Here is a 12,274-nt window from a genome sequence, read left to right on the forward strand (position 1 = left end):
CACCTTTGTTTTGGGGAGCAGTGGGGGTTTCCCGCCCTCTGGGGGTCCGGCCCACCGCCCGTCCGTCGTGCGCGCCGCGCCCGGCCGCTCAGGCCCGGCCGGACCTCAGCTCGGGCAGCTCCAGCAGCTCGGTCTCGTCCTCCGGGGTCAGGTCGACCACCTCGGGGCGGCCGTGGTCCGGCTCGGCCTCCTCGGAGCGCCGGGCCGGCTGCTCGGCCGGCTGCTCGCCCGCCAGGGCCGGCGGCACGGCGTAACGGGCACTCGCGGCGAGCGCCTCGTCGCCGACCACGTCCGCCAGGTCGCCCACCGAGGGTGCCGGGGCGGCGGCCCGGACCGCGGCCGCGCGGGCCGCGCCCTGGCGGCCGAAGAAGCTGAAGCCGGAGCCCCGGCCGCCACCCGCCTGGGCGGGGCGCGGCCGCTGCCGCTCGGCACCGCCCGCCGCCGCCGTCGCGGCGGGGGTGAGCCCCTGGCCCGCCGTGGCGGCGCCGGGGGCCGCCAGCACCGGCCGCTCGGGGGCGGCGGCGACCGCCGGGCGCTCGGCGCGCTCACGGACCGGGGCCGCCGGGGCCGCCGGGGCCGTCCGGGCCACCGCGCCCGCGGCGACCAGCTCCGGCAGGTAGGGGCGGGTCGCGAGCGCGGCCCGGCTCTCGCTCTCCCGGCGCGCCTCGGCCGCGCCGGCCTTGCGCTCCAGCTGCCGCAGCACGGCCGCGGCGCGCACGTACGCGGCCGGGGTGACGGGGTGGGCGGGCCGGGAGGCGGCCAGCGCGCGCTGGGCCGCCTCCGCCTCCTTGAGCGCCTGCTCGGCGACGGCCACCGCGCGTTCGCGCAGCAGCCGGGCGATCTGGGTCTCGGCCTTCGCCAGCCGCGACTTCTCCGCCGTCAGCCGGCGTCCGAACCTGGTCGCCCGCTCCTCGGCCACCTCGGCCGCGTACTCGGCCTCGGCGAGCTGCTCCTCGTACCGCTCCTCGGCCCGCAGCCGCTGGACGATGGCGAGCTGGGCGGCGGCCCGGGCGGCCTTGTCGCGCTGGCGCAGCACCATGCCGAGGCCGATCGCGGCGAAGACCGCCGCGACACCCACCGACCGGGCCACGATCTGGTCCGGACTCGCCACCAGGGCGGCGAGCGCCGCGATGACGAGAACACCGGTGGCGGCCGGGGGCAGCGACCGGCCGAGGAACGAGGAATGACGGTGGCGTCCGCGAGACATGCCAAAGAAACTAGCGTGCGAATTGGGCCGCTGTCAGCCGCGCCACTCATTCAGCCCTTGACATTTCCGCGCCACTACTCCGCGCCCCGACCGGACTACGGTCGGCGACCGGCGCCGGGCGGGCGGGCCCGGGCGGGACCGGTCCGGACCGGGCGGCGGCGGACGGCGGTGGGCGCCCGGGGTCAGCGGTGGGCGGCGGGACGGCCGGGCGGGGCGCCGTTGTGGTCCTCGGGGAGCCGGCAGATGTGCTGGAGCCAGAGCGCCACCGCGATCACCGCCGCACCCGCCAGGACCGCGAAGCCGGCCGTGATCGCCTGCGAGCGGCGGACCGCGATGTCCAGCTGGCCGAGCAGCACCACCCCGATGCCCGCGTAGACGCCCGACACCACCGCCGACACCAGCGCGCTGGCCTGGCCGAGCACCAGGGCCCGGGCCGCCCCCAGCGGGTCGACGCCCTTGGCGTCCGGCCGCCGCTCGCGCACCGCCTTCAGGCGGGACCGCAGCGAGAGCGCGGTCGCCAGCAGGACCACCGCGATCCCGGCGAGCACGATGGGCGCGAAGACCGGCACGCCGGGCAGCGTGCCGCGCGCGTCCCACACCTTGGCACCGGCCCAGGACAGCACCGCGGCCACTGCGGCGATACCGAGCAGCAGGCGGAGACGGAGCGGCTTCACGCGGAGGGGGTCCTTCCCGACGATCCCGGCGGCCGGGGGCGGGCCCCCGGCCAGGACACCGTACCGGGCCGAGCCCCCGCAGTACTTACTCGTACGGCCGTGACCGGTCGAAGGTTCCCGGGCCGCCCGCGGGCGGGGCCACCGGGCCCGCGGGCGGCCGGCGCACGGCCGCCCGGCGCACGGCCACCCGGTACCGGACGCGGACGCCCTACTCGGGGAGGGTGAGCCGGATGTCCTCGCGGCGCCACACCACCTGGCCGGGCTGGCCGGCCAGCGCGTCCAGCAGCGGGCCGACCGGGCCCTGGCCCGGCACCTCGGCGGACGGGTCGGCGTCCTGCCAGGGCGCGAGCACGAACGCCCGCTGGTGCGCCCGCGGGTGCGGCAGCAGCAGGACCGGGTCCTCGCTCACCACCCCTTCGTAGGACAGGATGTCGACGTCCAGGGTGCGCGCGCCCCAGCGGACCTCGCGGACCCGGCCGAAGGCGTCCTCGACCGCGTTGGCGCGGTCCAGCAGGTCGCGCGGCGGCAGGCTGGTGCGCAGCACGGCGACGGCGTTGAAGTAGTTCGGCTGCTCGGCGGGGCCGCCGAGGGCCTCGGTCTCGAACACGGCGGACACCGCGGTGATCCTGATGCCGGGGGTGTCCGCGAGCGCGTCCACGGCGCCCTGCAGGGTCTCCAGCCGGTTGCCGAGGTTGCTGCCGAGGGCGACCACGGCGGAGCGCGTGGTGTGCAGGGTGGATTCGGCGCAGTCCACCCGGCGCTCCAGGTCGAACGTGGTCGGCGTGGCGGTCGGGTCGCTGGTGCTCATCAAGATCCCTCTGCTCGGGGCGGCGGGAGGCTGCGGCCGCTGGAGATGGGGGCGGCGCACGTCATGCGCGGCCCCGGTGAATGGTGACGGTGACGTCGTCGAACGGGACGGTGATCGGGGCGTCCGGCTTGTGCACGGTCACCTCGACCTCCTCGACGGCCTCGTGGGTGAGGCACTGGTCCGCGATCCGCTGGGCGAGGGTCTCGATCAGATCGACCGGCTCACCGGCGATGACGGCGGTGACCTCCTCCGCGATGACGCCGTAGTGGGCCGTGCGCGTGAGGTCGTCGCCCGCGGCGGCCGGCCGGGTGTCCAGGTGGAGCACGAGGTCGACGACGAAGGTCTGGCCCTCGATCCGCTCGCGCTCGAAGACGCCGTGGTGGCCCCGGGCACGCAGGCCCCGCAGGGTGACGCGGTCCAGCAAACGAATCACTTCTCCCAGATTCGGCCCCTGCGCAGGGCAGGGTGGTGGCGGGCTCCGTCGCCCGCTGCCCCCGAATCTACCCGCGAGCAAGGACACCGCCTGACCGTCTACCCGGCACGGCGGGGCGCCACGCACGCCGAATCGGCGATTGACGTGAACGTTCGGTGCCGCCCGGCGGACATCCGCGCGGCCTACGGCACCCGCTCGGGTACGGCCGCCCGGGTCAGTCCTCGTCCTCGTCGTCGCCGCTGGTCAGGACGGGTGAGCCGTGGTGCGACCAGAGCCGCCAGCCGTCGGCCGTGCGGCGGAACAGGTTGGTCGAGACGACCTTCCCGCCGACCAGCGGGCCGAGCTCGCCCTCCTCCTCGGCCTCGCCGCCGGAGAGGATGTTCTCGGTGCAGGTGACCAGCGCCACGTCACCCTGGACCTCCACCTCGACGTCGGTCAGGAAGAACTGGATGTACTCCGTGTTCATCATGATCAACATGTACGAACGGGTGACCTGCGCCCGCCCGCGCAGCACCGGCCAGCCGGGGTGCACGCAGACCACGCCGGTCTTGTCGTCCGCGTCGGACGGGCCCAGCCAGATCGACTCGACGGCCTCCAGGTCGCCGGTCTCCAGCGCCTCGTAGAGGGCCCGGTTGGCGGCCAGGACCGCCTCGCGGTCCGACTCCGGAGCCGCGGCCGGGTTGCTGCTCCGGTCGTTGCCGCTCGCCGCTTCTGCCACGCCTTACCCCCTCTGTGCGGCCCGTTCCCAGGCCGCGACCACTCGTACGGCGTCGGCCGTGCCGGCGACGTCGTGCACCCGGACGGCCCAGGCGCCGGCCCGGGCGGAGAGCACCGACACGGCCGCCGTGGCGTCGTCGCGCTGCCGGGCCGGGCGAGGCTCCCCGGTTTCCGGGTTGGCGAGCAGCGTACCCAGGAAGCGCTTGCGGGATGCGGCGACGAGGACGGGGCGGCCGAGCGCGGTCAGCGCGTCGAGCCGACCGAGCAGCGCCCAGTTGTGCTCGCTGGTCTTGGCGAAGCCGAGGCCCGGGTCGAGGATCAGCTGCTCCTCCTTGACGCCCGCGGCCAGCAGCGCCGCCATCCGGGCGGCCAGCTCCGCGGTGACGTCGGCGACCACGTCGCCGTAGACCGCGAGGCTGTCCATGTCCGCCGACTGGCCGCGCCAGTGCATCACCACGAACGGCGCGCCGGTGGCGGCCACCACCTCGGCCATCGCCGGGTCGGCGAGGGCGCCGGAGACGTCGTTGACCAGGCGGGCGCCGGCGGCGACGGCCTGCTCGGCGACGCGGGCCCGCATGGTGTCGATGGAGACCGTCACCCCGGCGGCGGCCAGCTCCCGGACCACCGGGACCACCCGGCGCAGCTCCTCCTCCTCGGTGACCCGCTGCGCGCCCGGGCGCGTCGACTCGCCGCCGACGTCCACCAGGTCCGCCCCACGGGCCGTCAGTGCCAGGCCGTGGGCGACCGCGGCGGCCGGGTCGAGCCACAGGCCGCCGTCGGAGAAGGAGTCGGGGGTGACGTTGACGACGCCCATGACGGCGCAGCGTCCGAGTGCGGGGAGACCGGGGAGAGGGTTGTTCATGGGGTCATTATCGAGCGGCGGGTGGGGGGAGGAGCGAAAACGGACGACGGATGACAGATTCTGAAATCTGTCATCCGTCGTCCGTTTTCCGTCCTTCGGTGCCCGTCAGGCCGCCTCGGTCACCGCACCGACCGTCGCCGTCTCCGGCATCAGCCCCTGCCGCTGCCGCTTGCGTCCGAACCGCGGCATCCCCAGCGTGATGAAGGCCTCCGCCTGCATCGCCGCGAAGCCGATCCGCGGCAGGTCCCGGGTCTGCGGGTAGACCAGGAACCGCGGCTCCCACTCCGGCTGGAACTTGGCGTTGAACTTGTACAGCGACTCGATCTGGAACCAGCGCGAGAGGAACACCAGCAGCCCGCGCCAGGCGCGCAGCACCGGCCCCGCGCCGATCCGCTCACCGCGCGCCAGCGCCGAGCGGAACATCGCGAAGTTCAGCGACACCCGCCGCACACCGAGCGCCGGCACCTCCTGCAGCGCCGCCACGATCAGCAGCTCGTTCAGGCCCGGATCGGCCTCCCGGTCACGCCGCATCAGCTCCAGCGAGATCCCGTCCGGCCCCCACGGCACGAAGTGCAGCACCGCCTTGAGGTCGTCGCCCGGCGCGCCGGAGGCGGCCGTACCGGCGTCGCCCTCGGCCGACTCGGGCGCCTTGTGCGCGGTGACCACCACGCAGTCGTCGTCCCCGATGTCGCCGAAGCGTCCGAGCGCCATCGAGAACCCGCGCTCGGTGTCGGTACCGCGCCAGCGTGCCGCCGCGTCCGCGATCTGCCGCTTCTCCGCCTGCGTCAGGTCGCCGACCCGGCGCACCTTGCAGGAGTAGCCGTTGCGCTCGATCCGCTTGACCATCTGCCGCACGTTGCGCATCGCGCGACCCGACAGCGAGAAGGCCGAGGTGTCGACGATCGCCTCGTCGCCGAGCTCCAGCGCGTCCAGCCCCGCCTCGCGGGTCCAGACCTCGCCGCCGACCTCGCTGCACCCCATCACGGCCGGCACCCAGGCGTGCTCGCGCGCCTCGGCCATGAAGACCTTGATCGCTCCGGGCCAGGCCTCCACGTCACCCACCGGGTCCCCGGAGGCCAGCATCACGCCGGACACCACCCGGTAGGAGATCGCCGCCTTGCCGGAGGGCGAGAACAGCACGCTCTTGTCCCGGCGCAGCGCGAAGTACCCGAGCGAGTCCCGCTGCCCGTGCCGGGCCAGCAGCTCGCGGACCCGGACCTCGTCCTCGGGGGTCAGCTCGGGCTCGGGCTTCTCCGGCCGCAGCGCCAGGTACCCGGTGGTGAAGGCGGTCAGCAGCCCGAGGGCGCCGAGCGAGTACGCCACCAGGTCGCTGATCCGGTCGCTGCCGTACCGGATCGGGCCGTCGAAACCGAACAGCCCGTAGAGCGTCTCCTGGAAGCGTTCGACCAGGCTCGGGTCACCGAGCTCGGACTTCGGGTGGACCGAGACGATCAGCAGGCCGAGGCCGATGCTGACCATCCCCATCACGACCAGGTTGGCCACCGCCCGCCAGCGGGTGCGCGGGTCGGCCTTCGCGTAGAACTCCCTGCGGTGCACGAGCACCACGGCGAACAGCACCAGTGCGACCACGCACGGCCCGGGCTGGTGCCAGCGCAGCGCCTGCAGCGCGGCGCCGAGCGGCAGCAGGACGCAGACCGCCCGCCAGGCCCGGCGCTTGCGGCGGCGCAGGGCGTGCGCCAGCAGCACCAGCAGGATGCCGATCATCAGGGTGCCGACCGCGGCCAGCGTGGTGGTCGTCCCGGGCAGCTGCCCGGCGAAGGTGTGCACCTTGGTGTGGCGCAGCTTGGGGAAGACCGCGCTGCAGATGTCCAGCAGCCCGATCAGCAGGCAGGCGTAGCCGATCGCGCCCGGCAGCCAGGCGCGCGGGACGGAGGCGGCTTGGGTACGGAGCGTCTGCAGACCCCGGCGGCGGGGCTGCTCGGACGACGGCTCAACGGACACGGGAACGCTCATGGAAGCTCAGCCTAGAGGCTGTCCGGGACTGTCCTGTCACTCCGGAGGAGGAACTGTGATGGACCTTCATGGCTATTCCTTGGTCTGGCAAACCGCACGTCAAGAAAGCCCCAACGGCCGGTACGGACCGGCCCGGGACGCGGGGCTCCCCGGCCGTCGGAGCCTGGGGACGGGTGATGCCGGGTCCGCTCCGGACCGGCGGGACGGCCGGTCCGGGACGCACTTCGGCAGCGCGAAAAACAGGAGACAGGTGCCACCGGCGATGGCACCGGCATGGGTCCAGCATGGCCGCACCGGCACCGAAAGACCCCCGCCGACGCGTTTCCACACGGTGGACGACGCATTCTAGGGGTTCGGTTGCGCCCGTTCGCAGGCGGCGACCCCCCGGCCCGCGACCGACGCCCCACCGACGCCCCACCGGCGCCCCACCGGCGCCCCACCGGCCCCGCCGGCACCGGTCGGCCCACACCTGACGCCCGGTCAGACCAGCCCCGCTGGCCGCACCCCACCACCCGGCGCACGATGAACCCTGGCCCGACAACTTCCCCAGGGAGGGCGACCCCGGATGAAACTGACCAGCACCGCGCTGGTGTACTCGCTGAGCGTACTGGCCGTCGTCGGCCTGGTCGCCACCCTCTGGCTGTGGCCCCGGCTGGCCGGGCAGCGCCCGCTCCCGATGCTCGGCCGGCTCGGCCTGCTGACCGTGGTTCAGGTCTCGGTGCTGGCCGTGCTCGCGCTCTCGGTGAACAACTCCTTCGGCTTCTACACCTCCTGGGACGACCTGCTGCGCCCCGGCGGCGCCCCGCTCGCGCTGGCCGGGTCCTCGTCCCCCCGCGGCGCCCCGCCCGACCCCGCGAAGCTGGTCGAGCCGACCACCGAGGGCGGCATGGAGACCGTGAAGGACCTGCTCCCGCCGGGCACTCCGGAGGAGGTGGGCAAGGTGGAGTCGGTCCGGGTGAACGGCCCCGAGTCCGGCCTCTCGGACCAGGTGTTCGTCTACCTGCCCCCGGAGTACTTCTCCCCGCAGTACGCCAAGGTGCGCTTCCCGGCCGTGCTGGCGATCGGCGGCTTCCCCGGCACGTCCCTGCACCTGCTCGACAGCCTGCAGCTGCCGCAGACGGAGTCCGCGCTGCACAAGGCCGGGCGGACCCTGCCCGCCGTCGTGGTGATGGCCCGCCCGACCGTCGCACCGCCCCGCAACACCGAGTGCGTGGACGTCGTCGGCGGTCCGAAGACCGAGACCTGGTTCGGCAAGGACCTGCCGACCGCGATCCGCTCCGCCTACCGGGTCGGCCACTCGGAGGCCACCTGGGGGGTGCTCGGGTACTCCACCGGCGGCAGCTGCGCGCTGCGCCTGGCGATGCGGCACCCCGAGTACTTCTCCGCGGCGGCCGCCCTGCACGCGGACTACGAGGTGCCCAACGACAGCTTCACCGGCGGGGACCTCTTCCACGGGGACACCGCGCTGGCCAACCAGTCGGACCTCACCTGGCGGCTGCAGAACCTGCCGGCCCCGCGGACCTCGCTGCTGGTGGTCAGCACCAGGACCGAGGAGAACTACAAGGCGACCGAGGACTTCCTCGCGGTGGCCAAGCAGGTGGCCGACGCCCACCCCGAGTTCAAGGTCGAGTCGAACTTCCTGGACGACGGCGGCCACAACTTCGACGCCTGGAAGCGCGAGCTGCCGGCCGCCCTGGAGTGGATGAGCGACCGGCTGAGCACCTTCGAGTGGATCAGCGAGCGCGACGGCGCCCAGTAGCGGATCCTCCCCACCACCCGGCAGTGGGAGGGCTGCTTGTAGCTGACTAGGATCTCTATGAGGCGTGTTGGACGACGACGTTGGGCGGATCCCCCCCACCACGCGGCGTGGCCCGGCCGCTTCGAAGCGGCCGGCCACTGCCGTCGGGTGTACGGGCCATCGCCGTCGGGTGTACCGACCGCAGGCCGGCCCGGCCGGGTCAGCGGCCGATGATCAGGCTCATCGCCTCGGCACGGGTGGCCGGGTCACGCAGCTGGCCGCGGACGGCGGAGGTGGTGGTGGTCGCGCCGGGCTTGCGGATGCCGCGCATCGACATGCACATGTGCTCGCACTCGATCACCACGATGGCGCCGCGCGGCTCCAGGATCCGCATCAGCGAGTCGGCGATCTGGCTGGTGAGCCGCTCCTGCACCTGGGGGCGGCGGGCGAACACGTCGACCAGCCGGGCCAGCTTGGACAGCCCGGTGATCTTGCCGGTGACGGCGGGGATGTACCCGACGTGGGCGACGCCGCGGAACGGCACCAGGTGGTGCTCGCAGGTGGAGAACACCTCGATGTCCTTGACCAGCACCAGCTCGTCGTGGCCGAGGTCGAAGGTGGTGGTCAGGACGTCCTCCGGGCGCTGCCGCAGCCCCGCGAATATCTCCTGGTAGGCCCGGGCAACGCGGGCCGGGGTCTCCAGCAGGCCCTCGCGGTCCGGGTCCTCGCCGACCGCGATCAGCAGTTCGCGGACCGCGTTCTCGGCACGCTTCTGGTCGAAGGGCCCCACGACGGCTTCGCCCTCAAGGGTCACCGGGTCGATCATTCGTGCCTCGCTTGGCAGACGGAGTGGAGGGGGACGGTCCGGCGGAGGCGGTCCGACACGAGCGGTCGGGCCGGGGCCCACCGGGCCCGGTATCGGCCCGACATCGGGCCGAGCAGCACGGATGCCGCGCCTCCAGGGTACAAACCCCGGTGACGCGGCATCCATTCCGTACGGCCGGCCCGCGGTGGCGGGCCGGGTGGCTCAGCTCTCGGCCGGGCCCTCGGGCAGCTTGTGCACGTCCACCGACGGGGAGTCGACGGCCGGCACGGCGATGCCGTTGCTGAGCGCCAGCTCCTTCGGCGACTGCACCGGCGGGCGGGTGGAGGGGGTACGCCGGGAGGAGCCCGTCCAGGCCGGACGGTGCGGGCGCTTGATCACGTGGGTGAAGACCTCCGCGATCTGCTCCTTGTTCAGCGTCTCCTTCTCCAGCAGCTCCAGGACGAGGTTGTCGAGCACGTCGCGGTTCTCGACCAGGATCTCCCAGGCCTCGTTGTGCGCCGTCTCGATCAGCTTCTTGACCTCCTCGTCCACCAGCCCGGCGACCTCTTCCGAGTAGTCGCGCTGGTGACCCATCTCACGGCCGAGGAAGGGCTCGGACTCGCTGGAGCCGAACTTGATCGCACCCAGGCGCTCGCTCATGCCGTACTGGGTGACCATGGCCCGCGCGGTGGCGGTGGCCTTCTCGATGTCGTTCGAGGCGCCGGTGGTCGGGTCGTGGAAGACCAGCTCCTCCGCCGCCCGGCCGCCCAGCATGTAGGCCAGCTGGTCGAGCATCTCGTTGCGGGTGGTGGAGTACTTGTCCTCGTCCGGCAGCACCATGGTGTAGCCGAGCGCCCGGCCCCGGGACAGGATGGTGATCTTGTGCACCGGGTCGGAGTAGTTGCACGCCGCCGCCACCAGGGCGTGGCCGCCCTCGTGGTACGCCGTGATCTTCTTCTCCTTGTCGGACATGATCCGGCTGCGCTTCTGCGGGCCGGCCACCACGCGGTCGATGGCCTCGTCCAGGATGAGGTTGTCGATCAGCTTCTTGTCCGAGCGGGCGGTCAGCAGGGCCGCCTCGTTCAGGACGTTCGACAGGTCGGCACCGGTGAAGCCGGGGGTGCGCTTGGCGACGGCCGAGAGGTCGACGTCGGGCGCGATCGGCTTGCCCTTCTGGTGCACCTTGAGGATGTCCAGCCGGCCCTGCAGGTCGGGCCGGTCGACCGCGATCTGCCGGTCGAAGCGGCCCGGGCGCAGCAGCGCCGGGTCGAGGATGTCCGGGCGGTTGGTGGCGGCGATCAGGATGACGCCGCCCTTGACGTCGAAGCCGTCCATCTCGACCAGCAGCTGGTTGAGGGTCTGCTCGCGCTCGTCGTGGCCGCCGCCGAGGCCCGCGCCGCGGTGCCGGCCGACGGCGTCGATCTCGTCGACGAAGATGATCGCCGGCGCGTTCGCCTTGGCCTGCTCGAACAGGTCGCGGACCCGGGAGGCACCGACACCGACGAACATCTCGACGAAGTCGGAGCCGGAGATCGAGTAGAACGGGACGCCCGCCTCGCCGGCCACGGCGCGCGCGAGCAGGGTCTTGCCGGTGCCGGGCGGGCCGTAGAGCAGCACACCCTTGGGGATCTTGGCACCGACGGCCTGGAACTTCGACGGCTCCTGCAGGAACTCCTTGATCTCCTGGAGCTCCTCCACCGCCTCGTCCGCGCCGGCCACGTCGGAGAACGTGGTCTTCGGGGTGTCCTTGGTGAGCAGCTTGGCCTTGGACTTGCCGAACTGCATGACCCGGGAGCCGCCGCCCTGCATCTGGTTCATCAGGAACAGGAAGACCAGGACGATGATGACGATCGGCAGCATCGACAGCAGCAGACTCATGAAGGTCGACTGCTTCTCGGGGCTGATGGTGTAGTTGTCGGGCAGCTGACCGGACTTGAACTGGTCCTGCAGCGTGTTCGACACGTTCGTGGCCTGCGTGTCGGACACGTAGGAGGCCTGGAACTTGGCGCCCGAGGGCTGCTTGCCGGAACCGTTGGCCGGGAGCTTCTGCCCGTCCTTGAGCTGGATCTTGATCAGATTCGAGTCACCAGTGGTGATCTCCGCCGACTTCACCTGGTTGCCGTTGATGGCGGCAATCACCTGGCCGGTGTCCACCGTCTTGTAGCCGCCCGAGTCGGAGACGACCTGCATCAGCACAACGACGGCGAGAGCGGCCAGCACGATCCACATGATCGGCGCACGGAAGTATCGCTTGACGTCCATCCATGCGGGGCGTTGCCGCCCCGTCCCTCCTGCCACTCAACGGCGCTGCGCGGCCGAGGGGCCGCGGGCGCATACCGGGTATGTGCTCATGAGAAGAGCGGTTTATTGGACCGTACCGCAGTCCCACTCGCCTGCGGCGAGAGCACGACGACACGACGTATTTTCCTACCCCGGCTCAACGGGTGGGAACGGTGCACCGTTCCCACCCGTAGCCCGAACGGTTCAGCGGGTCGTTCAGCCGCCGTAGACGTGCGGCGCCAGGGTCCCGATGAAGGGCAGGTTGCGCAGCTTCTCCGCGTAGTCCAGGCCGTAACCGACCACGAACTCGTTCGGGATGTCGAAGCCGACGTACTTGACGTCGATGGTGACCTTCGCCGCATCCGGCTTGCGCAGCAGGGTGCAGACCTCGAGCGAGGCCGGGCCGCGCGAGCCCAGGTTGCCCAGCAGCCAGGACAGGGTCAGGCCGGAGTCGATGATGTCCTCGACGATCAGGACGTCCCGGCCGGCGATGTCGGTGTCCAGGTCCTTGAGGATCCGCACCACGCCGGAGGACTTGGTGCCCATCCCGTACGAGGAGACGGCCATCCAGTCCATGGTCACCTGCGAGTGCAGGGCCCGGGCCAGGTCGGCCATCACCATCACGGCGCCCTTCAGCACGCCGACGATCAGCAGGTCCTTGCCGGCGTAGTCGCGGTCGATCCGCTCGGCCAGCTCGGCCAGCTTGGCGTCGATCTCGTCCTTGCTGATGAGCACCTTCGCCAGGTCGGCGCCCATGTCGTTCTGATCCACCGGGG

General features: G+C 72.6%; 11 protein-coding genes. 1 reads left to right on the top strand and 10 read right to left on the bottom strand.

Annotated features, from left to right (window positions below; all coding sequences use genetic code 11):
* Positions 1-88 precede the first annotated feature (88 nt).
* The 7 genes from AC2TEW_RS11390 to AC2TEW_RS11420 form a co-directional block, all read right to left on the bottom strand.
* Positions 89-1,207 (bottom strand): hypothetical protein, encoded by a 1,119-nt coding sequence (locus tag AC2TEW_RS11390; protein ID WP_484623253.1) that lies wholly within the window; start codon positions 1,205-1,207, stop codon positions 89-91.
* 182 nt (positions 1,208-1,389) lie between these two features.
* Positions 1,390-1,881, bottom strand: a complete 492-nt coding sequence (locus AC2TEW_RS11395) for a DUF3180 domain-containing protein (protein ID WP_484623254.1) — start codon at positions 1,879-1,881, stop codon at positions 1,390-1,392.
* A gap of 208 nt (positions 1,882-2,089) precedes the next feature.
* Positions 2,090-2,689, bottom strand: a complete 600-nt coding sequence (gene folK / locus AC2TEW_RS11400; protein ID WP_484623255.1) for a 2-amino-4-hydroxy-6-hydroxymethyldihydropteridine diphosphokinase — start codon at positions 2,687-2,689, stop codon at positions 2,090-2,092.
* Between the two features lie 61 nt (positions 2,690-2,750).
* Positions 2,751-3,110, bottom strand: a complete 360-nt coding sequence (gene folB / locus AC2TEW_RS11405; RefSeq protein WP_484623309.1) for a dihydroneopterin aldolase — start codon at positions 3,108-3,110, stop codon at positions 2,751-2,753.
* Positions 3,111-3,336: 226 nt separating this feature from the next.
* A complete protein-coding gene (locus AC2TEW_RS11410; protein WP_051812962.1) occupies positions 3,337-3,840 on the bottom strand; it encodes a nuclear transport factor 2 family protein in 504 nt (167 codons plus the stop codon).
* A 3-nt stretch (positions 3,841-3,843) separates the two neighbouring features.
* Positions 3,844-4,701, bottom strand: a complete 858-nt coding sequence (gene folP, locus AC2TEW_RS11415; RefSeq protein ID WP_484623256.1) for a dihydropteroate synthase — start codon at positions 4,699-4,701, stop codon at positions 3,844-3,846.
* A gap of 105 nt (positions 4,702-4,806) precedes the next feature.
* A complete protein-coding gene (locus AC2TEW_RS11420) occupies positions 4,807-6,675 on the bottom strand; it encodes a phosphatidylglycerol lysyltransferase domain-containing protein (RefSeq protein ID WP_484623257.1) in 1,869 nt (622 codons plus the stop codon).
* 565 nt (positions 6,676-7,240) lie between these two features.
* Between AC2TEW_RS11420 and AC2TEW_RS11425 the strand changes: the two genes are divergently transcribed.
* The gene (locus AC2TEW_RS11425) at positions 7,241-8,434 is read left to right on the top strand and encodes an alpha/beta hydrolase (RefSeq protein ID WP_484623258.1); all 1,194 of its coding nucleotides are present in this window, start codon (positions 7,241-7,243) and stop codon (positions 8,432-8,434) included.
* A 199-nt stretch (positions 8,435-8,633) separates the two neighbouring features.
* On the opposite strand, the gene folE is transcribed toward AC2TEW_RS11425, so the two are convergent.
* The 3 genes from folE to hpt all read right to left on the bottom strand — a co-directional run bounded on the left by folE (position 8,634) and on the right by hpt (position 12,269).
* A complete protein-coding gene (gene folE / locus AC2TEW_RS11430) occupies positions 8,634-9,239 on the bottom strand; it encodes a GTP cyclohydrolase I FolE (RefSeq protein ID WP_033821760.1) in 606 nt (201 codons plus the stop codon).
* Positions 9,240-9,440: 201 nt separating this feature from the next.
* Positions 9,441-11,480, bottom strand: coding sequence for an ATP-dependent zinc metalloprotease FtsH (gene ftsH / locus AC2TEW_RS11435; RefSeq protein ID WP_484623259.1), 2,040 nt, complete (start codon positions 11,478-11,480; stop codon positions 9,441-9,443).
* A gap of 234 nt (positions 11,481-11,714) precedes the next feature.
* Positions 11,715-12,269 (bottom strand): hypoxanthine phosphoribosyltransferase, encoded by a 555-nt coding sequence (gene hpt / locus AC2TEW_RS11440; protein WP_199520378.1) that lies wholly within the window; start codon positions 12,267-12,269, stop codon positions 11,715-11,717.
* Positions 12,270-12,274: the final 5 nt, after the last annotated feature.

It is taken from the genome of Kitasatospora sp. NEAU-CNBT7, from assembly GCF_057220535.1.

Bases quoted from the DNA above. Each gene is read 5' to 3' on its own strand.
- AC2TEW_RS11420 (WP_484623257.1), bottom strand. From the start codon at position 6,675: ATGAGCGTTCCCGTGTCCGTTGAGCCGTCGTCCGAGCAGCCCCGCCGC.
- folK (WP_484623255.1), bottom strand. From the start codon at position 2,689: ATGAGCACCAGCGACCCGACCGCCACGCCGACCACGTTCGACCTGGAG.
- ftsH (WP_484623259.1), bottom strand. From the start codon at position 11,480: ATGGACGTCAAGCGATACTTCCGTGCGCCGATCATGTGGATCGTGCTG.
- AC2TEW_RS11425 (WP_484623258.1), top strand. From the start codon at position 7,241: ATGAAACTGACCAGCACCGCGCTGGTGTACTCGCTGAGCGTACTGGCC.
- folE (WP_033821760.1), bottom strand. From the start codon at position 9,239: ATGATCGACCCGGTGACCCTTGAGGGCGAAGCCGTCGTGGGGCCCTTC.
- folP (WP_484623256.1), bottom strand. From the start codon at position 4,701: ATGAACAACCCTCTCCCCGGTCTCCCCGCACTCGGACGCTGCGCCGTC.
- AC2TEW_RS11390 (WP_484623253.1), bottom strand. From the start codon at position 1,207: ATGTCTCGCGGACGCCACCGTCATTCCTCGTTCCTCGGCCGGTCGCTG.